The organism is Natronorubrum halophilum (assembly GCF_003670115.1).
Taxonomy (GTDB): Archaea; Halobacteriota; Halobacteria; order Halobacteriales; family Natrialbaceae; genus Natronorubrum; species Natronorubrum halophilum.
This window is the reverse complement of record NZ_QQTY01000001.1, coordinates 1,042,899-1,062,478: the sequence shown is the minus strand read 5'-3', so window position 1 is coordinate 1,062,478 and position 19,580 is coordinate 1,042,899. Positions and strand designations below refer to the sequence as shown.

Here is a 19,580-nt window from a genome sequence, read left to right as displayed (position 1 = left end):
GCCGTTCGCCTATGCGCGGCGCGTGGCGCCGCGCTCTCCACGTCAGTCGTCGGCCCGCTCGCTGCGCTCGCGGCGAATTTCGGTGCACTTGCCTGCCCTCCCCCGGCTCGCCGCCGCCTTCAGTTCTTCAGGCGTCGCTCGCGGCCACTGAACGGATTCTCGAGACGACAGGCTCGGTCGTGGATCGCAAGCCCTTACGCCCTCGGTCCCCGAATCCGACTATGAGCACGATTCGAGTCGTCTGGGGGACCGCGTTCGGACCCACGGCGATGTCCTCCTACGACGCCGCGCTCGCCGACGCCGGCATCGAGAACTACAACCTCGTCTCGGTCTCCTCCGTGATTCCGGCGGACACGATGGTCGAGGCCGTCGGCACCGCCCCCGACCTCGGCCCCGCGGGCGAGCGCCTGACCGTCGTCGAGGCTCGAGCCACCGCCACCGGACCGGGACGCGTCAGCGCTGCCCTCGCGTGGTCCCAGTCGGCGGACGACGGTCCGGGACTGTTCTACGAGACGTCGGGCGAGACGGACCGCGCAGACGTCGAACGACGCGTTCGCGAGGGGCTGCAGGCCGGCCAGGAACTTCGAGACTGGGAGTTCACCGAGCCGCGGATCGCCGTCGAGAGCCAGCGGGCCGAATCGGGGACGCACACGACGGCGCTCGTACTCGCGGTCTACGGCGAGAGCGAGCCGATCTGTTGAGATTGTCCGAAGGCGAATCCTTTTGACCCGTCAGTGCATTGCTACCGGTACACACTTCTCATGAACGGAAATACGCCGTACGCAGGGCTGCCGGGAGAAACGGGTGCTGGTCAGCGCGCCGCGGCGGACGTTCCGGAACTCTCGAGGGCACAGAAGCGATTGCTCCACCGTGACGTCTCGCGGATCGCCGCCCAGACGCGCGAGTTCCTCCCCGACGAGTACATCGTCGACTCCGACATCTCGAGTGGCCTCACCGGCCCGCAGGTCACCGTCGCCGTTCGACCGCCGATCGGTCACGCCGTCAGCGCCGGCTTCACGCCCGACCTGGAGGAGGTCGCGGCCGCCGAGGAAGTTATCACCGCCGACGAACGCGACGAGGTCGCGCGCGGACTGGCCGCGAGCGCCGCGTTGCAGGTGAAACAGGCGGTCAGCGACAACGTAACGCCGACCGGCAAGTAACCGCTACTCGTTCTCCGGCGGCTACTCGCAAACGATACCTCACCAGAACCATTTATGGTCTCCGTCCGACACTATTCACCTATGGCCCTCACCGCCGCTGCAATCGGAACGATATTCCTCGTGATCGGCGTCATTGTGATGGAAATCCTCCACTACTACGGGTGGAGAAACGACGATACCGTGTGACTCCGTACTTCGGAAACTCCGTCGACGAGACACCCGTCTCCGGATCCGTGCGGAGCCCCCCGAGAGTACCCCCGGTTTAGTACAGAAACTGCTCGAGTTGATGTCGTCGTCGTTCGAGATCGATCCGCGGCTCGATCTCGGGATCGTCGAGCAGCCGATCCAGAACCAGTAACGGGTCCGTGCCCGCGCGTTCGACGGCCTCGAGTAGCTCCTCGATCGCCGCCCGGTTCGTCGCGAGCGACGAACACAGACTCAGCGCGAGCGCGAGCGGAATCGCCGCCTCGCCGGTCGGAAACGCGTTACTCACGCGCGTGAAATCGGGCTCCTCGAGCACCTCACCGTCCGCCGGTTCGACGGTGAGACAGCGCGTACAGCACGTCGCCGCCGGTGACTGTTCCGGTGCGTATTCGCGGTACTCCTCGGGAATAGAAAACGCGATCGTCGGTTCGTTACAAACTGAACAGGCCATCTGAGAGAGCGTGAAAAGCGATCAGTCGCCGCCCGGAACGCCGCCCGCAGTCGACTGTTCCATATCCGGTTCGGCCGTACCCGTCTCCTCCTTCGTCGCCTCTTCCGCCGCTTCGGCCTCCCGTTCCGCTTTCTCCTCGGCTTCTTTCTTCTCCTTGATCTTCTTCAGGCGGAAGGTCTCCTCGCGTTCCTGTTCCTCGAGTTTCTGCTCGATGTACTCCTGATTCTCGTAGAGGTCGGGGAGGAGTTTGAACTCGAGGGCGTTGACGCGCCGTTTGGTGGTCTCGATCTCGCGGAGCATCTTCTTCATCGCCGTCTCGACTTCGGCGGCGAGGATGATACTCTCGAGGAGGTCCTCGTAGGCTTCGGCGGCCTCGTCGATGCGCGCGGAGGTTCCCATGATCCCGTAGCCGCGCTGGTCGAGGCGCTTCGAGACGCGCGAGGACTCGATCTGCGGGACGACGACGCCCATGATGTTTTTCGACTCGGTGGTGATCTCGGGGTGTTCCTGCAGTGCGGCGGCGGCCCCGCGAACCGCGACGTCGCCTTCCATGGCTCGAGCCATGTTGATCTTCTTTTGGGCATCCTCGTAGTCCTGGGAGAGTTCGCCGCGAACGTCCTGGGCCTTGTCCAGAATGTCCATGAACTCCATGATCAGCCCGTCCCGTTTCTTCTCGAGCGTCCCGTGCCCCCGCTCGGAGAGTTCGATGCGATCCTCGATCTCCATCAGGTTCTTGCGGGTGGGCTTGACGTCCTTGGCCATCTTGTGGGGGGATTACGCCCCCAGTCGGATAACTGTTTACAGTTTTGGCCGCCGCCGTTGACGGACTCCTCGAGTACGGGTTTACCCGAGGAAGAGGTCGACCATCTCTCCCGACGATTGGCCACGGTAGAGTTCGGAGTAGCCGCAGTTCGTACAACTAATCACCATGAACCTTCGATTCTGGATGTCGAAAAACTTCGAGAGACCGGTTCCGGTCGTCGAAATTTCGTCGATTTCGGTCTCCGTGTGGTCACACTTGGGACAGCCCTGATTTTCGTCCTTCATACGTTCTGATTCCTGTCATTCGATAAATTCTTTGTGTCTGGAACTCGAGCGACAACGTACCCATGTTCGCCATCGCCTTTCTCCTCGTCGTTCTCCTCGCCATCGTGGTTCCGCTCGTGTTGTGGCTCGCGATCGACAACGAGACGTCGAATCCGACGGTCGTCGATCGTTCGGACGCGGAGCAACTCGCCAAAGAACGCGGTGGACGGGGCGAACCGCGGTCGAACTCGAGTGCGGACGCGGCGGGGACCGACCCTGACGACCAGGGAAGGGAATCGGGATGGGGGACGCGTCCGAACGACGCCGACCGCTACGATAAGTAGCGGTACCTACCCTCGGCACCAAGAGCGTCCTGATCGTCGACGGCGCTGCGGGCCGTCCGCTCGAAGCGGGCGACCCGTGCTCCGGTTCACGACTTGACGGCTGTCGTCCCTGGTCGACCGTCCGTCCTTCGCCGTCCCACTCTTCCCGTCGGAGTTCGTACTTCTGGATCTCGTCGGTCGCGGTCGTCGGCGGTTCCTCGAGAATTCGATCCGGCGGACGGCTTTGTAGCCCGCGAGGTTCGCTCGAGTGAACGCAACGAGGCCGTCCGCGGAGATCCCGGCCCACCGTATCCACTCGAGACGGCCGATCGGCTGTTCGGAGTGTGGATCGAGGGAAACGGAACGGCAAAACGAAACCGCGACGATCAGTCGGCCGAAACTTCGGCGGCTTCGGCTTCGTCTTCGCGGTAGTGCTCCTCGATGAGGTCCTCGTCGATCCGGTTGAGCGACTCCTTTGGGAGCTCCGACAGGAGGTCCCAGCCGAGTTCGATCGTGTCGTCGATCGAGCGGTTGGTGTCGTACCCCTGCTGGACGAACTCCGTCTCGAACCGGTCGGCGAAGTCGAGGTACTTGTTGTCGAGTTCGGACAGCGCCTCGCGACCGACGATGTTCACGAGGTCGCGAAGGTCCTCACCCTCCGCGTAGGCGGCGTACATCTGGTCGGAGACGTCGGCGTGGTCGCCGCGGGTCAGCCCCTCGCCGATACCGTCGTCCATCAGTCGGGATAGCGACGGCAGGACGTTGATCGGCGGCTCGATACCCTGGCTGTTTAAGTCCCGATCCATCACGATCTGGCCTTCGGTAATGTAGCCGGTCAGGTCCGGAATCGGGTGGGTGTCGTCGTCGCCGGGCATCGTGAGGATCGGGATCTGCGTGACCGACCCCTCCTTGCCCTCGATTCGACCGGCACGCTCGTAGAGCTGTGCCAGGTCGGTGTACATGTATCCGGGGTAGCCACGCCGGCCCGGAACCTCCTCACGCGCGGCACCGATCTCACGAAGCGCCTCGCAGTAGTTCGTGATGTCGGTGAGGATGACGAGCACGTGGTAGTCCTTCTCGAAGGCGAGGTATTCCGCCGTCGTCAGCGCGAGTCGCGGCGTGACCGTCCGCTCGACTGCGGGGTCGTCCGCGAGGTTCATGAACACGACCGATCGCTCGAGCGCGCCGGTGCGCTCGAAGTCGTCCATGAACTCGTTTGCTTCCTCGGCGGTAATTCCCATCGCACCGAAGATGACCGCGAACTCCGAACCCTCGTCGTCGTCGCCTTCCTCTTCCTCGGGCACCGACGCCTGACGGGCGATCTGGAGCGCGAGGTCGTTGTGAGGCAGTCCGGACCCGGAGAAGATCGGCAGCTTCTGGCCACGAACGAGCGTGTTCATGCCGTCGATGCCGGAGACGCCGGTCTGGATGAACTCCTCGGGATACTCCCGGGAGTAGGGGTTGATCGCCTCGCCGACGATATCCTCGCGCGATTCGGGGACGATCTCGGGACCGCCGTCGATCGGCTGGCCGGAGCCGTCGAGCACCCGTCCGAGGAGGTCCTCGGTGACGGGCATCTTCATGGTCTCGCCCAGGAATCGGACGGAGGCGTTGCGGTCGATACCGCCCGTCCCTTCGAACACCTGGATCGCGACGACCCCTTTGCTCGATTCCAGTACCTGTCCGCGCAGCGTTCGTCCGTCGTCGGTTTCGATCTCGACGATCTCGTCGTAGCCGACGGGTTCGTCGACTTCGGCGAACACCAGCGGACCGCTGATTTCCGTGATTGTTTGGTACTCTTTCATGGTTAGTACAGACTCCGAATCTGTTCTTCGAGGTCGGACTCGAGTTCGTCGATGAACTCGTTCCACTCCTCGGCGGTGGCCATCCGGTTGAGCCGCGGGGTGGCGTCGACATCGTTGATCTCTTCGACCGGGACGCCGGCCTCGAGCGCATCGAAGGCCTCGTCGTTGAACGTCTTGATCGCCAGCAGCATCCGGTAGGTCTTCTTCGGATCGCAGTAGGTGTCGACGTCGTGGAACGCGTTCTGCTGGAGCCAGGCTTCACGCAGGTAGCGTGCGACCTCGAGGGTCAGCTGCTGGTCTTCCGGCAGGGCGTCCTTACCGACGAGCTGGACGATCTCTTGGAGCTCGGCCTCCTCGTCGAGGACGTCGACCGCCCACTGGCGAACCTCCGGCCAGTCCTCCGCGACGTTGTCGCGGAACCAGGGGTCGAGTTGCTGTCGATACAGCGAGTACGACTCGTTCCAGTTGATCGAGGGGAAGTGCCGACGCTCAGCGAGGTCGGCGTCCAGCGCCCAGAACGTCTTGACGATGCGCAGGGTGTTCTGCGTGACGGGTTCCGAGAAGTCGCCGCCGGGCGGCGAAACGGCACCGATCGCCGTCACCGATCCCTCGTCGCCGTTGAGCAACTGGAACTTGCCGGCGCGCTCGTAGAACTCCGAGAGCGACGCGGCCAGGTATGCGGGATACCCCTCCTCGCCGGGCATCTCCTCGAGTCGACTCGAGATCTCGCGCATGGCTTCGGCCCACCGGGAGGTGGAGTCGGCCATCAGCGCGACGTCGTAGCCCATGTCGCGGAAGTACTCCGCGATGGTGATCCCCGTGTAAATGCAGGATTCGCGGGCTGCGACGGGCATGTTGGACGTGTTCGCGATGAGGCAGGTCCGGGACATGAGCGGCTTGCCCGTCTGGGGGTCTTCCAGTTCCGGGAAGTCCTCGATAACCTCGGTCATCTCGTTACCGCGCTCGCCACAGCCGACGTAGACGACGATGTCCGCGTCGGCCCACTTGGCGAGTTGGTGCTGGGTGACCGTCTTCCCGGAGCCGAACGGACCGGGAATCGCGGCCGTCCCGCCTTTCGCGATGGGGAAGAGACCGTCGAGAATGCGCTGTCCCGACACGAGCGGGATCGTCGGCGTTTCCTTCGTTTCCGCGGGACGGGCCTCGCGGACGGGCCACTCCTGGTGCATCGTAACGGTCTCTCCGGAGGAGAGTTCGACGACGGCTTCGTCGACCGTGAACGATCCGCTCTCGGTCGACGTCACCTCGCCACCTTCGTAGTCCGGCGGGACCATCACGCGGTGGGTGATGCTCTCGGTCTCGGGAACTTCACCGACGACGTCGCCGGGTTCAACTGCGTCGCCGACCTCGACGGTCGGGGTGAACTCCCACTCCGTCTCGAAGTCGATTCCGGGGGCGTCGACCCCGCGGTCGAGGAACGCCGTTCCCATCTTCTCCTCGAGAACGTCGAGCGGGCGCTGGACACCGTCGTAGATGGCGTCCAGCACGCCCGGTCCGAGGTCGACGGAAAGTGGCTCGCCCGTGTTCTCGACGGGTTCGCCCGGGCCGACGCCGGAGGTTTCTTCGTAGACCTGAATCGTGGTCAGGTTGCCTTCAATCTCGATGACCTCGCCCATCAGCCCTTCGTCGCCGACGTAGACGACGTCGTTCATCCGGGCGTCGAGGTCCGCGGCGGTCACGACTGGACCGCTCACGCTTTCGATTACACCGTCTTCGTCGACGGTCTGGGTGTCTTCTGCCTGGCTCATAGTTTAGTTTGCTTGTTCGTCCTCGTCCATCAGGTCGATACCGATCGCACGCTTGATCTGATCGCGCAGTCCGCCTCCACCCGTTCCGCTGCCGATGGTGACGACGACCGGTTCGACGCTCGTCTCGACGTTCTGGCGCACCTTCCGCGACAGATACTCGAGGTCGTCGTCGTGCATGACGACGATACCGACGCCCTCGTCGTCGAGCACGTCGGTGACCGCGTTGTCCAGTTGCGCGTCTTTCTCGTCGTCCGGGACGTTCTCGGATCGGCGGACTCCCGCGAGTCGGAAGCCAGTGGTGAACTCCGGACTGCCGATGACTGCGATTTCCTGACTCATAGGATCACCAGCTCCTCTTCGATCTCGCTTTCGGAAAGTCCGACCTCGCGACCGCGCGCGATCGCACGGATGTTCTCGACCTCGCGCTCTTTCGCGAGGATGTACGACAGCACGGCCGAGATGGAGGCCGGGTAGATGCTCGAGAGCGTATCCGCGTACTCGAGCAACGCAGCGTCTAGTGCGTGCTCGAACTGGATAAGGCTGTCAGCATCGCGCAACCGATCCATCGCTCCCGAGAGCCGGTCACCGTAGCGCCTGTTCTCGCCGATGTGGTCGACGAGGGCGTCGTAGTCGCCGACGAGTCGGCTCAGTTCCGACTGGTCGAACAGGACGCCGCCCTCGATGTAGTAGCTGGCGGGATCGAGGTCGGCACCGCTGCGGGCGAGTCGCAACGCGTTCCGGGCGTTCCGGAAGTCGATTTCGGCCTGGAGGAACTCGACGTACTTCGCTTCCGGCCCCTCCTGTGGCTCGTCTCCCGGTCCGCGCGAGATGTCCTCGAGCAGGTGCTCGTAGAACTCCCGATCGAGCGCGTTCTCGAGGGCGACGAGTGCGCCGGTCTCTTCGAACTCCTCGAACGCACTCGTGAGGGGGTCGTAGTAGATCGTCCGGTTCAGCATCTCGACCGCGTCTTCGATCTCGTCGGCCTCGAGCAGTCGGTCGATCGTCGACTCCTCGAGTTCGCCGGCCATGATCAAGTCCGTCCGAATGTCCTCGGCATCGGTGTCGGTGTAGATCCCGCGGATGATGGTTTTGAGGTTCCAGACGTCGAACTTGCGGAGGTAGCGGGAGATGAGGTCGTAGAGTCGCCCCTTCGACCAGTCGAGCAAGTCGTGGAAGTGCTTTGCGAGATTCTGGTTCAGCGCGTACTCGATCAGGTCGACACCCGAAAAACGTGCGCCGAGTGCGTTGATCTCGCGTTCGTACTCCGTCTCCTCCATGAACCGTGCGATCTCGCTCGGCCCCATCCGGATCAGCTTCCGATAGTCTTCGTCCGCGAACAGCGAGGCTCGGCGCGACCGAACGCGAGCGTTCACGTATTCCGGATTCGAGGCACCTACACTCATTGCTCGAAGAGTTGGTTGCTGATCGTTCGGAGGTTGTCTTCCCAGACGTCCTCGAGAACCGAGTCGAACGTGTTGTTGACTCGGACTCGAGACTGTTCGCTCTCGACGACGACGCCGCCGAGACAATCGTACTCGCCGGCGTACTCGTAGCCGTCGTACTCGGTGAGGATCGACGAGATCAGCTCCTCGTCGCCGTCGCGACCGTAGACGCTGACGTCGTCGTCCGCGTCGAACTCGTCGCTTGCCGCGTCGAGTAAGTCTCGCGTGAGCTCCGCTCGGGTGTCTCCCTCGAGTGCGGCGAGTTCGTCCTCGACCTGCTCGCGAACGTCGCCGAGGACGTCTCGGCGAGCCTCCAGACGCTTCTGTTTCGCCTCCAGTTTCGCACTGGAGAGTCGCTGTTCGCGAAGCTGCTCGATCTCGCGCTCGGCCGCCTGCTCCGCGTCGGTAACGATCTCTTCGGCGTCCTCCTCGGCGGCCGATTCGATCTCTTCGGCGCGCGCTTCGCCCTCGGCGCGGATGTCCTCCGCACGCGCGTGGGCCTCTTCTCGAATGTCTTCTACGACTGTGTCCAAACTCATTGGTAAGAGAAGGGGGGCGAAGTTATCCGACGATGAAGACGACGACTAGAGCCAGGATCACGAGCGTCTCAGGAAGGACGGTCATGATCAGGCCACGAACGAACATGTCGTCGTCCTCGGCCATCGCGCCGACAGCGGCTGCGCCGATCCCGCGCTCTGCGTATCCGGATGCGAGGGCCGCGAGACCGACGGCGAGCGCTGCGGCACCCGCGTCGTTGAGCGCCGGGCCTCCTTCTGCCGTTTCTCCTGCTTGCAGTGCAACATCCGCCAGTTCTGGTCCGAGTTCAAATACCATTGTTATCAGTTAGTCTTCACCGTAGGTTCGATCGTGTCCGAACGGTTCGTAGTTCTCCCCACCGCCTTCATAAAACTTGTTAAAGAATTCGACGTACTCGAGACGTACAGCCTGTAAGCCGGCGCTTGTCACGCCAAGCACTAACACGACTATGTGTCCGACGACGAGAATAACAAGTCCACCGAGCAGGCCCGCGGTGCCCGAGTGCATGAGGCCGCCGAAGATGACCTCCGCACCCTCGCCGTAGTGTTCGGCGACGTAGCTCGGATCGTGATTTCGAAGGAAGTGGAACGCGCCGTCTGGGTCCTGGTACCCGCCGAAGAACAGCAGGTTGACCACGAACGCCATGCCGGCCTTCGCGAGCAACACTGCGCCCATCCGGGTGTACGAGAAGACGTTGACGACGACGTCGAGCGATTCGATAAGTTCGATTGGTTCGCTGACCCCGAGCATAACGAGCCCGATCAGGAAGACGAGCAGCGGAGCCGTCAGCAGGAAGTCCCCGAGTAGCGGAAGCGGTATCGTCACGAGCCCCCATTCCGGGAACCCGGTGAATCCGATCGGGAACGGCCCGTCGCTGGCGAACGTCGTGAACAGGAAGTCGGGCTTCGAAGCCTCCGCCTGCAGCGAGAAGATCCAGATCCAGATGCCGTTGAGCATCAGGATCCACGACCCGCTGTGGAAGAGGGCGTCTTTGACGCCGTGGCTCAGGTGTTCGACGAAGTCCAGGATATATCCGATGTTGAGGTGGACGATCCCGGCCAGCACGCTGATCACCATCCAGCCGAGCGCGAAGTCAGCGGCTGCCGGCTCGAGTCCCTTGTTGAACGGGAACAGGTCGACCCCCAGCGTGTCGTGCCAGAGCACCTCTCCGAGCACGTGCAAGCCGAAGATCTCCCCGTAGATGATCCCGAAGACGATCGTGAACGCGCCCGCCCACATGGCGACGCCGCCGAGGCTACTGACTCCCGGACTGTCGAACTGGGAGTACATGTAGTAGCCGATGGCCATGTACATGATCCCGTACCCGACGTCGCCGATCATGAAGCCGAAGAACAGCGGGAACGTCAGGAACAGGAAGACCGTCGGGTCGAGTTCGCTGTACTTGGGCCGGTTGACCGCCTGCACCAGCACTTCGAACGACTTGACTCCCGACGGGTTGTTCTGGACCGTCGGCGGCTGATCGTCCATCGTCACGGTCGAGCCACCGTCGGTGACGGCCTTTTGCTGCTGGCCGTCCTCCGACGCCGCATCGTCTTCGTCGTCTGCCGCAGCCGGTGCGCCCTGCTGGATATCCTCCGTGTGGATCTGGCCGTGGCGGTTGTAGCTCGCGCGCTCGAGTTCTTCGATCTCGACGCTGTCGCCGACGGCATCGTTCAACGCCGCGACGAGTCTCTCGTACTCGTCGCTCGGGATCCAACCCTCCGCGATGAACGCCCGATCCGTGGTCGCGAACTGCAGCGGCGCTTCCGCACGCTGCACTTCGACGGTTAGCTCCTCTTCGACGCGCAGGAGAAAGCCGGCTTCGCGGTGCTTGATCTCCTCGAGTTCCGCGTCGATGTCTTCGATCTCGTACTCGAGTTCGCGCTTGCGCTCCTCGAGTTCCTCGACGTACGCACCCGGCGTCTGCTCGGTTTCCGGCACCGGGTGCCGGGTAAACTCCACACCGACGAGTGCGTCGTCGATCGGGGTCGAGCCGGCGTCTTCGGTGGGCGCGGCCACGATGGCCACGATATCGCCACCGGTGAACAGCTCGAACGCCCGAATCTCTTCGGAGTCGGCGACGGCTGCCTCGAGTTGCTCTCGCGGCCCGTCACCGACGACGACGTCGACCGACTCGTACCCCGACAGGAGGTCGAGGTCGATCCCCAGTTCCGCGAACGGAGCGACGCGGCCGATCTTCTCTTCGACCTGGCGGAGCTCCTCGCGGGCCTCGCTGCGGGTGTCGTCGAGTTCGTTGACTCGATTTCGGATGTCTTCGATTCGTCCCTCCCAGTCGTCCTCGAGGGTCCCCGGCTCGGCCTCGTCGGCCGACAGATCCAGGGTGCTCTCGAGGGCGCGGACCGTCACCAGCTTCTCGGAGGCGTTGTCGGCTCCCTCGATCGGGTTGCCGTTATCGAACCCCTCCCAGCTGCCGTCGTAGTCCGAGAGATGGACCAGATTCAGTCCGTAAATCGCCTCGATGACCGTGGGCATGACGCCCCGAGAACCGGTCACCGACACCTTGCTCATCCGTTCAGGTCTGAGCATGGACGTCCTCCTGGAACAGCTCGACGACGTGAGCGGTCACTTCGTCGACCCGATCCTGGGCGCGCTCGGCGAGCGCCTCGCGCTCCTGTTCGCCTTCCTCGAGGACGCGTTCGCACTCCTCGTCGATCTCCTCGCGCGCCTCCTCGAGACGGCGCTCTTTGAGATCCCGCGCTTCTTGTTCCGCGTCCGTGCGAATCTCCTCGGCACGTTCCCGGGCCTCGGCTATTCGCTCGTCGCGGTCGTTCTGTGCCAATGCGACGATCTCGTCGGCTTCCTCCTCCGCCGACTGTATTCGTTCGAGAACCTCTGGCCTCGGCATACTCTAAGCGGGTAAACGTTTGCAAGAGCGCGTATATGGTAGTTGCGAAAGTCATCCAGCGTTCCGCCGACCGCACGGACCGCTCATTCCGACGACCGAGTTCTCGTAACCGACGGGAACAGCAGACATATGCCGGTCGGTGCGAAACGCATCCCCAATGGGAGTTCTCGAGAACAAGGCCCGTGCTCGACTGTTCTACAAGTACCTCTCGAAGGTGTACGACCAGGTCAATCCCTTCATCTGGAACGAGGAGATGCGAGCCGACGCCCTCCGCTTGCTCGACCTCGAGGCCGACACGGCCGTTCTCGACGTCGGCTGTGGCACCGGCTTTGCGACCGAAGGACTGCTCGAGCACGTCGAGGAGGTGTACGCGCTCGATCAGAGCGAACACCAACTCGAGCAGGCCTACGCGAAGTTCGGGAAGGCGGCACCGCCGGTCCACTTCCACCGCGGCGACGCCGAACGCCTCCCCTTCGCGACGGACACCTTCGATGTCGTCTGGTCGTCGGGTTCGATCGAGTACTGGCCGAACCCGATCCTCGCGCTCCGGGAGTTCCGCCGCGTACTCAAACCCGGCGGGCAGGTACTCGTCGTCGGCCCGAACTATCCCGACAACGTAATCGCCCAGAAACTCGCCGATTCGATCATGCTCTTTTACGACGAGTACGAGGCCGACCGAATGTTCAAACAAGCCGGGTTCGAGGACGTAAAACACGCCTTCATGGGACCGTCGTACGACCCCGAGGTTGCGATTACGACGATCGGTCGCGCGCCCGAATAACCCATACATTCCCCGCCGCACAGATAACCTACTAAGTTCCCTACCGCACCCTGCTGCTGATTCTTCATCTTAGCTTGCCGTCGTCTCGAGGATCGCCACGCGATCACCGTCGACGGTGAGCGTGACTGTAACAGAATCGCCACCCTCAATACCGGGATCGTTCTCCTCGGCGACGGTAACGCTCGCGCGCTCGCCCGCCCGCCACTCCTGATCGGTTGCCGAATTGAACGGTCCGTTCGGCGTACCGACGAACCCGTCTGCTCCGACGAACGGCACGGGCGGCTGGTCCGCCAGTTCCTCGTCGTTCACCGTGATCACCACCGATAGCTGCCCGACGTCGACCGGGTCGCCACTGACATGCTCGACGGCGACCGTCGACTGCTCACCGTCGACCGAGAGGTCGAACGCTGCGGTCGGTCCGCCGGCCTCGAGCGACCACGCCCCGACGCCGACGGCGATCACGGTGGCTAGACAGACGGTGAGTGCAATCAGCACGACGACGCCGACGACCGGGCTGATCCCTCGGGTCGCCCCGTCGCGGACGTTCGATGACGCTCCTCTCACCCCTCCGTTCACGCACCGCTCTGGCCGCTCGTTCCGATATAAACGTTCGCCCGAGTAAATTTGTCGTCGTCTCGCTCACTACTACCCGACTGAACGGATCGAACCGGATCTCTGGCGGGACGGTACGCGCGTTCGGCTACGTGGTTGCCGCGCGGCGTTCATGTCGGCGAGAGCGATTCCGCGTTATCACTCCGGAACCGTTATTTCGACGCTGTTCGAGTCCGACTCTACCACCAGGTCGTACGTTCCAGACGGTGGGGTAAACCAGAGGACACCATCATTGTCGGTTTGATCGACCTCGAATCCATCGACCGTCACCGTCGCCGTCTCGGGCTCGTCGGTTTCCGCGTCAGTCACCGTGATCTCGGCCGGCCCGTTTCTCGGCGTCTCGCTGAGCGACACGTTGAGACCGTTTTCGGACCAGCGCGTTTCGGTCTCGATCGGTAGCGATCTGTGGCTCAGTTCCTGTACCTCTCGGTGAACGTTACCCGTCCCGCCGTCGAGATACGCCTCGAACCGTCCCTGATCGTGGGACGCCTGAATTCGATACAGGTTTACCGACGTGTGTTCGTTGGCTGTCGGTGAGCGGCCGGTTTCGAACACCCACGGATACAACTCGCCGGCGTGGTTGTAGGCGTCAGTAATATCGTCGAACTCGCTACCCCACGCGGCCTTGCGATTGTCGAACCGAGTTGCCTCGCGGACGTAGTTGTTGTCGAGGGTCGTGAGTGTGTATCCGCTTTCTGAGGTTTCCACAGCAACGGTAATTTCGTCTTCAAGCCCGCGTGCTGCCGTTTCGAGGGACGTTCGTACCGGCGTCCGGTGCATCTCGAGTTCGTTCTGTTTGTCTTTGATCGGCAACGAGTAACCCGGAATCCGATCCGCTCGCCCCTCGATATCGTCGAGGGCATCCGAGAGCACCGCCGCCTCGTGGTAATTTCGCAACAGGATCTGGAGCAATTCGGTCGTTGACATCTCTCCCGAGGCGTGGTCTCTGACGGCGTTTCTCTCCCGTTCCTCGAGTTCGTCCGCCCGGTCTTCGATGTTCTCGTTTGCCGCCTGAACCATCTGCTTTTGTTCGTCGGTGGTCACTTCGTCGAAGCGACGGTCGAGGATCGTGTACTGTTCGTAATCGTCACGCAACTCGTCGTCGGTACTCGCGAGTAGCGTTCCGAAGTCGGCTCCGTATTCGACGTACTCGCTTCTGATCTCTCCGTCGAGCGAGAGCCGATTGGTCGTTCCCTCGGCCGCCGTTTCGTTCGTTACCGTCTGTTCCTGCAGGGCTGCCTGTGGTCGGTCTTGCACCCCATCTCCGGGTCCCGCCACGACGGGGATGGCGACGAGCGAGGAGACGAGAAGCAACGCGAGGAGGGCAGGTATCGCGCTGTTCATCGACACACTGTATGAACCCCTGATACAAAAACTGGTCGCACTAGTAACGGGTAGCCTTGGTGATCACTCTCACTCGATTCGGGGCGTTTCTACCCGTTTTGCGGCCGTTGGAAGATGCAATCTCCGTCGCGGAGACCGTTCAGTTCCAGCCGTAACGTTTTATTTTGCGATGGAAAGTGTTTTTTCCTCCCGGAAACCACCCGTTGATACGCATGCGGGTATCCACCGCCGTTACGCTCGCCCTCACAGTCCTCCTCGCGACGTCCCTCCTCGGGGTGGTGGCCGCCACGCCGACTGCGTTTGCGCCTGCACCCGAGCACGCACAGACGAATTCGATCGCCGATCGGCCGCTACTAGAATCCGCATCCTACGCGAGTTCGACTGGCTCACAATCTCCGGCGACTGCGTCATCGAACCCGGCAGTCACCCAGTCCTCGCTCGATTCCGTCGATCCGAAACAGGTGATTCGACTCGACGTTCACGAGAACGGTAATACGACGTTGACGATCGAGAGCCGGTTCCTTCTGACTGATGCGGAGGAAGAAGCGGAGTTTATCGACTACGCTGACGCAGTCACGAGCGGGCAGCGAGACGTCTCGTACGACCCCCGGCAGTTCGACACGTTCCGACGGGATGCACAACAGGCGACCGGCCGCGAGATGACGCTCGAGAACGAAGGCTGGAACGAGGGGCGTATCGTCTCGCTCGAGGATGCGGGAATCGAGGGCCACGCTGCGTCCAACTCCACCGAAGGCACGGAGCCCCGCGTCGGCATCATCTCCTACTCGTTCACGTGGACGAACTTCGCCACGGTTGATGCGGATCGAATCTACTTCGGCGATGCGCTGACGTGGCTGCCGACGCTTGCCGATAGTCAGCGCCTCGTCATCGACTCGCCGTCCGGATTCGCCCTCGAGACGCCGACGCAACTCGAGTGGACCGGCCCGTACCAGTTTAGCGATGATGAACTCGAGATCGTCTTCGTTCGCAGCGGCACCGGTACCAGCTCCGGTCCCGGACTTTCGGGATGGCTGCTCGGCGGCCTGTTCGTACTCGTCGTCGTTGTCGGGACCAGCAGCTACCTCCTCGCGCGCTGGAAGCCGACCGTCGACCTGCCGGCTCCGCTCGACCGACTCGCCGAACGCGTCGCCCGGCTCGAAATCGGTGGGTACTTCGGCCGTATCGGCTCTCGACTCGTCGATCGAAACGATCAGGGCAAGCGGGACCACCGGCAAGACTCGAGTGGCGCAGGCGCCGATGGTGGGACGGCAGTCCGCTCACGATCCGAGACCGCGTCAGCCTCGAATATCGATTCCCCGACGGCCGCCGGTACGTACCTCGAGTTCGAGGAGAACGTCGACGACGGGATCGACCCCGAACTGTTGAGCGACGAGGAGCGCGTGCTTCGAATGCTCACGCGAAACAACGGTCGAATGAAACAGGCCTCGATCGTCACGGAAACCGGCTGGTCGAACGCGAAGGTGTCCCAATTGCTCTCACAGATGGACGACGACGGCGACATAGAGAAACTCCGAATCGGTCGCGAGAACCTCATTACGCTTCCCGAAGTCGACCCGACCGAACTCGATTGATCGGATCGGTTGCTGGCTTCAGCCCGAGACGCTCAGTTTTCGGTCGTCTCCGAGTCGGTCTCTTCCTCGGCGTCGCCGTCAGAGTCCGGATTGAAGTGGATCTCCTGTCCCACGGCGTCGTAGATGTCGTCCCAGTCTTTGTCCTCGTCCATCAGGAAGACTTCGACGGTCAGCGGGCCGTCGCCGAACTCCTCGATTCCGGCCGGCCGAACCTCGATGTGGTACGTGCCGTTTTCGTCCATACTGACCTGCCCGGTGCGTTCGATTAGCTTCTGCTCGTCCTCGTTGATCTTGACGAAGAAGTACGGCTCACCGATCACGTTACCGTGTTCCGGCGGATCGACGTTCTCCATGCTGGTGTTGGCGACCACCTCGAGGTTGAAGTTCGAGTAGCCGTCCCCGTTCGCCGCGGGCTCTTTGTCCACGAACTCGACGCTCTCGATCCGGTCTTCGCGCTTGTCTTCTAGCGGTCGGTTCGGCTCCGCCGGCGGATTCCACTCCGCGTTCGCCGTCGATTCGTCCTCCGAATCGGTCGTCCCGTCTTCGTGGTCAGTGTCGTCTCCTTCACCGTCGGTCTCGTCTCCGTCGTCGGTCGTCGACCCGTTCTCCGCGTTGTCGCCTTCGATGTCCGTCTCGTTCGACGGGTCGTCTGACTGCGTTACCCCGAATGCACCGCACCCCGAGAGGAGTACGAGGAGTGCAACCGCCACGACAGCATAGTTTCGGAATTGCATCGTAGCTGCTTCTTCCGGGATAATCGCTTATTACTACACCCTGTATAAACGGCGATTCCGAGAACTATCAAGAGACGGCACAGTACGGCCTCGAGACGGTCGGTTCCGCTATTTTGGACGCGGTGAAACAATCGTTACCGTACGCTCAACGATCTGAAGTCGGCCGTATCCGATCTTTCACGCGAGTTCACGTGTTCCGGATCGATCACACCATCCGCCAGCCCCGCTCACAAAGAACGCGACCGCAAACGCTACTCGCTTCCGACGGCCACTCGCGGAGTGTTGCTCTACGCCAGGGGCGTCCGTTCGACGACTTGCCCGTCGTAGCTCGGATACCGCGTCGCGAACTTTTTTCCGCTCGGGTGCGCCGACGGCGCACCGCTCGCGCAAAAAAACTTCGATGAAAAAAGGCCGCTCGTTCGTTCCGCTCACTCGCGGTGTTACGCCAGGGGCGTCCGTTCGACGACTTGCCCGTCGTAGCTCGGATACTGTTCGACGATTTCGCCCTCTTCGACGTCACCGTCCTCGATCATCTCCTCGAGAAGCCACCAGGCGACCTCGACGTGGTTGGTTTTGACGGTGTAGAACTCCTCGGGGACGCCGAGCGCTTCGAAGCGATCGGGATCCGTGTACGTTTTGCCGTAGACGAGCGTTCCGTCGTCGGTGACGTCGTCGAACTCGCGTCGGACGTTGCGGGCCATCCGTTTGAGTCGCCGGCGATGCTGGGCCGCGTCCTTGAAGACGGAGGTACAGAAGTAGACCTTCTCGTGGTCGCCCATCACCTCGAGGAGTTCGTCGCGGTCGTTGTCGACGGCGCTCATGTGGTCCTCTTTGAGTTCGAACCCCTCCTGTTGCATCCGGCGGTAGTTCCCGTCGCTCATCTCGAATTCGTTGACGTTACAGAACTCGGCAGCGCCCTCGTCGAGGAACTCGAGGAACTCCACCTCGGGTCGAATGCCGGGAATCTCGAACGCCGGGGTGAGTCCCTCTTCGCGGGCGACGTAGAGGATCTCTTCCCACTCAGTGCCGTGGAGGTCGCCCCACTGCTCGAGGGGCGGGTGGAACCGGATCTCGTCGAGGCCGGCCGCCGAGAGCCGTCGCATGTTCTCGCGGCCGCCGGTGATGCCGGTGTAGAGGTGGGTGTGGTGATCCTCGCCGAACTCGTCTTTGAGCAGAGAGAGGTAGTGGCAGGTTCGGTCGAGCGCTTCCTGCGGTTCGCCGCCGGTGATCGAGGTGCCCAGTGCGTCCATCCGGTGGGCCTCCTCGAGGACGTCCTCGTCGCTCTCGACGAGGCGTTCGTTGGCGTAGACGTCGGTGACGTTCTTTCGGTTCTCACCGAGCGGGCAGTAAAAGCAGTCGCGCTGGTCACAGTAGCCGTAGACGAACATGACCATCTTTCCGCCTTTCGCGCACTGCTCACAGCCCTTCGAAATCATTCAACGGTACGTACTGGGCCGACTCACAAAAGCCGTGCGAAACGAACACGTCGGATACGGGGGCTCGACACCTGCGTACTGGTCCCACGATACCGATCACCACGTCATCCCTGTCGCTACTGTGCCGCTCGGATGGGGTGCTCAGGCGGATACTGGTATACGCTGGATCGAAATGGGATGTCATCTACTGTCCTCCCGGACCGATGTTCTCTGTGTCGATGGCGACCCAGACGTCCGATCGGTGACGGCGACCACAGTCGCCGAACCGGCGGCGACCTCGAGGTATCGACGGCGGTGTTCGTTCCGAGACCCGCTGAATTCTGTCGTCCCCAGAAGATGGAAATACCCTGCGCTCGAACGTCCGGGCAGATGCTGCTGGTCCTCTGTGTCGACCTCGACGACGACCTCGGTCGAAAAACCGGCTTTTCGACTCCGGTCATCGGTCGTGATCCCGTCGAAGAGTCGGCCGTCGCGCTCGCAACCGCGGATCCGGAGGACTCCGACGTCAACGTGATCTTCCAGGGATTACACATCTACGACGACCTCGACGAACGCGACGAGAGCGTCGAGGTTGCCGTCGTCACCGGCAACGACGAGGGAGACGTCAACGCAAACCGCGAGGTCGGCGACGAGGTCGACACCGTTCTCGCGAGCCTTTCGACCGCGGAGGACGTTACCGTCCTCGTCGTCACCGACGGCGCACAAGACGAATCCGTCATCCCGATCATCCGCTCTCGAGTCCCGATCGACGGCGTCCGGCGCGTCGTCGTCCGACAGGCCCAGAACCTGGAGTCGATGTACTACACGATCAAACAGGTGCTGAACGACCCCGAAACGCGGGGAACGGTGTTGATTCCGCTGGGGATTTTGCTCCTCATTTATCCGCTCGCGCTGATCGGTTCCCTCCTCGAGATGCCGGGTTTCGTCCTCGGAACGACCTCGGCGCTGCTCGGCCTGTATCTCATCTCTCGCGGACTCGGGCTGGGAGATCGCCTCGACGAGGCGGTCGAACGCGCCCGCCGATCGTTGTACGCCGGTCGGACGACGCTGCTCGCCTACGTCGTCGCCGCCGCGTTGTTCGTCCTCGGCGGTGTGAGCGGGATGAACGCTTTGGAGGAGGCACAACGCACGACCACCGGCGAACTCGGCGCCCCGGTGATGGTCGCCGCGCTCGTCTACGGCTCGATCCAGTGGCTCGCTGCCGCGGGGATCACCACCAGCCTCGGCCAGATTACCGACGAGTACATCGCGGGTACCCTCGAGTGGCGGTATCTCAACGCCCCCTTCTACGTCCTCTCGATCGCCATCGTTCTCTACGCGGTGAGCGCCTTCTTCCTCGACGAAGTCGAGATCAACTACCTCGCGGCGGCGCTGACCGCGGGCACGCTCCTCGGTATCGTGAGCACGCTTACCTTCGCCGTCGCCGAATCTCGGTTTTCGGGGTCGGCGGACGAGGACCAGGAGGCCGACGACGGCACGCGACAGATGGGGCGCGTGTGAG

21 protein-coding genes are annotated in these 19,580 nt (G+C 62.7%); 6 read left to right on the top strand and 15 right to left on the bottom strand.

Translation table 11 applies throughout. The features are described 5' to 3' along the window. Nucleotides 1–221: 221 nt before the first annotated feature. Together DWB23_RS05040 and DWB23_RS05035 are read left to right on the top strand one after the other, a co-directional pair. The gene (locus tag DWB23_RS05040) at nucleotides 222–701 is read left to right on the top strand and encodes a pyruvoyl-dependent arginine decarboxylase (RefSeq protein WP_121741686.1); all 480 of its coding nucleotides are present in this window, start codon (nucleotides 222–224) and stop codon (nucleotides 699–701) included. Between the two features lie 60 nt (nucleotides 702–761). After that, nucleotides 762–1,160, top strand: coding sequence for a DUF5811 family protein (locus tag DWB23_RS05035; protein ID WP_121741685.1), 399 nt, complete (start codon nucleotides 762–764; stop codon nucleotides 1,158–1,160). 262 nt (nucleotides 1,161–1,422) lie between these two features. Here DWB23_RS05035 and DWB23_RS05030 read toward each other — a convergent pair whose 3' ends face one another. The 3 genes from DWB23_RS05030 to DWB23_RS05020 form a co-directional block, all read right to left on the bottom strand. Continuing rightward, nucleotides 1,423–1,815, bottom strand: a complete 393-nt coding sequence (locus DWB23_RS05030) for a DUF6276 family protein (protein WP_121741684.1) — start codon at nucleotides 1,813–1,815, stop codon at nucleotides 1,423–1,425. 21 nt (nucleotides 1,816–1,836) lie between these two features. Beyond that, complete coding sequence (locus DWB23_RS05025) at nucleotides 1,837–2,577, bottom strand: V-type ATP synthase subunit D (protein WP_121741683.1); 741 nt, start codon at nucleotides 2,575–2,577, stop codon at nucleotides 1,837–1,839. An 81-nt stretch (nucleotides 2,578–2,658) separates the two neighbouring features. Beyond that, nucleotides 2,659–2,862, bottom strand: a complete 204-nt coding sequence (locus DWB23_RS05020) for a zinc ribbon domain-containing protein (RefSeq protein ID WP_121741682.1) — start codon at nucleotides 2,860–2,862, stop codon at nucleotides 2,659–2,661. A 62-nt stretch (nucleotides 2,863–2,924) separates the two neighbouring features. Here DWB23_RS05020 and DWB23_RS05015 point away from each other — a divergent pair, with 62 nt between their 5' ends. Next, on the top strand, nucleotides 2,925–3,185 hold the full coding sequence (locus DWB23_RS05015; protein ID WP_121741681.1) for a hypothetical protein: 261 nt from the start codon (nucleotides 2,925–2,927) through the stop codon (nucleotides 3,183–3,185). Nucleotides 3,186–3,550: 365 nt separating this feature from the next. On the opposite strand, the gene DWB23_RS05005 is transcribed toward DWB23_RS05015, so the two are convergent. Genes DWB23_RS05005 through ahaH form a run of 8 tightly spaced genes read right to left on the bottom strand, consistent with a single transcriptional unit; the run spans nucleotide 3,551 to nucleotide 11,580 of the window. Beyond that, entirely contained in the window at nucleotides 3,551–4,969 is a 1,419-nt protein-coding gene (locus DWB23_RS05005) for an ATP synthase subunit B (protein WP_121741680.1), read from the bottom strand. Between the two features lie 2 nt (nucleotides 4,970–4,971). Then, complete coding sequence (locus DWB23_RS05000; protein WP_121741679.1) at nucleotides 4,972–6,735, bottom strand: ATP synthase subunit A; 1,764 nt, start codon at nucleotides 6,733–6,735, stop codon at nucleotides 4,972–4,974. A gap of 3 nt (nucleotides 6,736–6,738) precedes the next feature. Beyond that, nucleotides 6,739–7,074 carry a V-type ATP synthase subunit F gene (locus DWB23_RS04995; RefSeq protein ID WP_121741678.1) on the bottom strand — a complete coding sequence of 112 codons (336 nt, stop codon included), beginning with the start codon at nucleotides 7,072–7,074 and terminating at the stop codon, nucleotides 6,739–6,741. After that, a complete protein-coding gene (locus DWB23_RS04990; RefSeq protein WP_121741677.1) occupies nucleotides 7,071–8,138 on the bottom strand; it encodes a V-type ATP synthase subunit C in 1,068 nt (355 codons plus the stop codon). Before DWB23_RS04990 ends, DWB23_RS04995 begins: the two co-directional genes overlap by 4 nt. Next, nucleotides 8,135–8,716, bottom strand: coding sequence for a V-type ATP synthase subunit E (locus DWB23_RS04985; RefSeq protein WP_121741676.1), 582 nt, complete (start codon nucleotides 8,714–8,716; stop codon nucleotides 8,135–8,137). Before DWB23_RS04985 ends, DWB23_RS04990 begins: the two co-directional genes overlap by 4 nt. 22 nt (nucleotides 8,717–8,738) lie before the next feature. Beyond that, a complete protein-coding gene (locus DWB23_RS04980) occupies nucleotides 8,739–9,011 on the bottom strand; it encodes a hypothetical protein (RefSeq protein ID WP_121741675.1) in 273 nt (90 codons plus the stop codon). Nucleotides 9,012–9,020: 9 nt separating this feature from the next. Beyond that, nucleotides 9,021–11,261 carry a V-type ATP synthase subunit I gene (locus DWB23_RS04975; RefSeq protein WP_121741674.1) on the bottom strand — a complete coding sequence of 747 codons (2,241 nt, stop codon included), beginning with the start codon at nucleotides 11,259–11,261 and terminating at the stop codon, nucleotides 9,021–9,023. Then, on the bottom strand, nucleotides 11,248–11,580 hold the full coding sequence (gene ahaH / locus DWB23_RS04970) for an ATP synthase archaeal subunit H (protein ID WP_121741673.1): 333 nt from the start codon (nucleotides 11,578–11,580) through the stop codon (nucleotides 11,248–11,250). The genes DWB23_RS04975 and ahaH overlap by 14 nt, the downstream gene beginning before the upstream one ends. Nucleotides 11,581–11,737: 157 nt before the next feature. Here ahaH and DWB23_RS04965 point away from each other — a divergent pair, with 157 nt between their 5' ends. Beyond that, the gene (locus DWB23_RS04965; RefSeq protein ID WP_121741672.1) at nucleotides 11,738–12,361 is read left to right on the top strand and encodes a methyltransferase domain-containing protein; all 624 of its coding nucleotides are present in this window, start codon (nucleotides 11,738–11,740) and stop codon (nucleotides 12,359–12,361) included. Nucleotides 12,362–12,430: 69 nt separating this feature from the next. Here DWB23_RS04965 and DWB23_RS04960 read toward each other — a convergent pair whose 3' ends face one another. Further along, nucleotides 12,431–12,937, bottom strand: coding sequence for a type IV pilin N-terminal domain-containing protein (locus tag DWB23_RS04960; RefSeq protein WP_238717347.1), 507 nt, complete (start codon nucleotides 12,935–12,937; stop codon nucleotides 12,431–12,433). A 174-nt stretch (nucleotides 12,938–13,111) separates the two neighbouring features. After that, on the bottom strand, nucleotides 13,112–14,317 hold the full coding sequence (locus DWB23_RS04955; RefSeq protein WP_121741671.1) for a DUF7096 domain-containing protein: 1,206 nt from the start codon (nucleotides 14,315–14,317) through the stop codon (nucleotides 13,112–13,114). Nucleotides 14,318–14,529: 212 nt separating this feature from the next. On the opposite strand from DWB23_RS04955, the gene DWB23_RS04950 reads away from it, so the two are divergent. Continuing rightward, complete coding sequence (locus tag DWB23_RS04950) at nucleotides 14,530–15,909, top strand: helix-turn-helix transcriptional regulator (protein WP_238717346.1); 1,380 nt, start codon at nucleotides 14,530–14,532, stop codon at nucleotides 15,907–15,909. Between the two features lie 32 nt (nucleotides 15,910–15,941). Here the strand turns inward: DWB23_RS04950 and DWB23_RS04945 are convergent, their stop codons facing one another. Both DWB23_RS04945 and DWB23_RS04940 read right to left on the bottom strand, forming a co-directional pair. Further along, on the bottom strand, nucleotides 15,942–16,643 hold the full coding sequence (locus tag DWB23_RS04945; protein ID WP_121741670.1) for a hypothetical protein: 702 nt from the start codon (nucleotides 16,641–16,643) through the stop codon (nucleotides 15,942–15,944). A 440-nt stretch (nucleotides 16,644–17,083) separates the two neighbouring features. Continuing rightward, nucleotides 17,084–18,079, bottom strand: a complete 996-nt coding sequence (locus DWB23_RS04940; protein ID WP_121741669.1) for a radical SAM protein — start codon at nucleotides 18,077–18,079, stop codon at nucleotides 17,084–17,086. A 369-nt stretch (nucleotides 18,080–18,448) separates the two neighbouring features. Here DWB23_RS04940 and DWB23_RS04935 point away from each other — a divergent pair, with 369 nt between their 5' ends. Beyond that, the gene (locus DWB23_RS04935) at nucleotides 18,449–19,579 is read left to right on the top strand and encodes a DUF373 family protein (RefSeq protein ID WP_121741668.1); all 1,131 of its coding nucleotides are present in this window, start codon (nucleotides 18,449–18,451) and stop codon (nucleotides 19,577–19,579) included. Nucleotide 19,580 lies beyond the last annotated feature (1 nt).

What these genes read in the sequence shown, in the direction of transcription:
- DWB23_RS05040 (WP_121741686.1), top strand. Translation starts at nt 222, where the DNA reads ATGAGCACGATTCGAGTCGTCTGGGGGACCGCGTTCGGACCCACGGCG.
- DWB23_RS05035 (WP_121741685.1), top strand. Translation starts at nt 762, where the DNA reads ATGAACGGAAATACGCCGTACGCAGGGCTGCCGGGAGAAACGGGTGCT.
- DWB23_RS05030 (WP_121741684.1), bottom strand. Translation starts at nt 1,815, where the DNA reads ATGGCCTGTTCAGTTTGTAACGAACCGACGATCGCGTTTTCTATTCCC.
- DWB23_RS05025 (WP_121741683.1), bottom strand. Translation starts at nt 2,577, where the DNA reads ATGGCCAAGGACGTCAAGCCCACCCGCAAGAACCTGATGGAGATCGAG.
- DWB23_RS05020 (WP_121741682.1), bottom strand. Translation starts at nt 2,862, where the DNA reads ATGAAGGACGAAAATCAGGGCTGTCCCAAGTGTGACCACACGGAGACC.
- DWB23_RS05015 (WP_121741681.1), top strand. Translation starts at nt 2,925, where the DNA reads ATGTTCGCCATCGCCTTTCTCCTCGTCGTTCTCCTCGCCATCGTGGTT.
- DWB23_RS05005 (WP_121741680.1), bottom strand. Translation starts at nt 4,969, where the DNA reads ATGAAAGAGTACCAAACAATCACGGAAATCAGCGGTCCGCTGGTGTTC.
- DWB23_RS05000 (WP_121741679.1), bottom strand. Translation starts at nt 6,735, where the DNA reads ATGAGCCAGGCAGAAGACACCCAGACCGTCGACGAAGACGGTGTAATC.
- DWB23_RS04995 (WP_121741678.1), bottom strand. Translation starts at nt 7,074, where the DNA reads ATGAGTCAGGAAATCGCAGTCATCGGCAGTCCGGAGTTCACCACTGGC.
- DWB23_RS04990 (WP_121741677.1), bottom strand. Translation starts at nt 8,138, where the DNA reads ATGAGTGTAGGTGCCTCGAATCCGGAATACGTGAACGCTCGCGTTCGG.
- DWB23_RS04985 (WP_121741676.1), bottom strand. Translation starts at nt 8,716, where the DNA reads ATGAGTTTGGACACAGTCGTAGAAGACATTCGAGAAGAGGCCCACGCG.
- DWB23_RS04980 (WP_121741675.1), bottom strand. Translation starts at nt 9,011, where the DNA reads ATGGTATTTGAACTCGGACCAGAACTGGCGGATGTTGCACTGCAAGCA.
- DWB23_RS04975 (WP_121741674.1), bottom strand. Translation starts at nt 11,261, where the DNA reads ATGCTCAGACCTGAACGGATGAGCAAGGTGTCGGTGACCGGTTCTCGG.
- ahaH (WP_121741673.1), bottom strand. Translation starts at nt 11,580, where the DNA reads ATGCCGAGGCCAGAGGTTCTCGAACGAATACAGTCGGCGGAGGAGGAA.
- DWB23_RS04965 (WP_121741672.1), top strand. Translation starts at nt 11,738, where the DNA reads ATGGGAGTTCTCGAGAACAAGGCCCGTGCTCGACTGTTCTACAAGTAC.
- DWB23_RS04955 (WP_121741671.1), bottom strand. Translation starts at nt 14,317, where the DNA reads ATGAACAGCGCGATACCTGCCCTCCTCGCGTTGCTTCTCGTCTCCTCG.
- DWB23_RS04950 (WP_238717346.1), top strand. Translation starts at nt 14,530, where the DNA reads ATGCGGGTATCCACCGCCGTTACGCTCGCCCTCACAGTCCTCCTCGCG.
- DWB23_RS04945 (WP_121741670.1), bottom strand. Translation starts at nt 16,643, where the DNA reads ATGCAATTCCGAAACTATGCTGTCGTGGCGGTTGCACTCCTCGTACTC.
- DWB23_RS04940 (WP_121741669.1), bottom strand. Translation starts at nt 18,079, where the DNA reads ATGATTTCGAAGGGCTGTGAGCAGTGCGCGAAAGGCGGAAAGATGGTC.
- DWB23_RS04935 (WP_121741668.1), top strand. Translation starts at nt 18,449, where the DNA reads ATGCTGCTGGTCCTCTGTGTCGACCTCGACGACGACCTCGGTCGAAAA.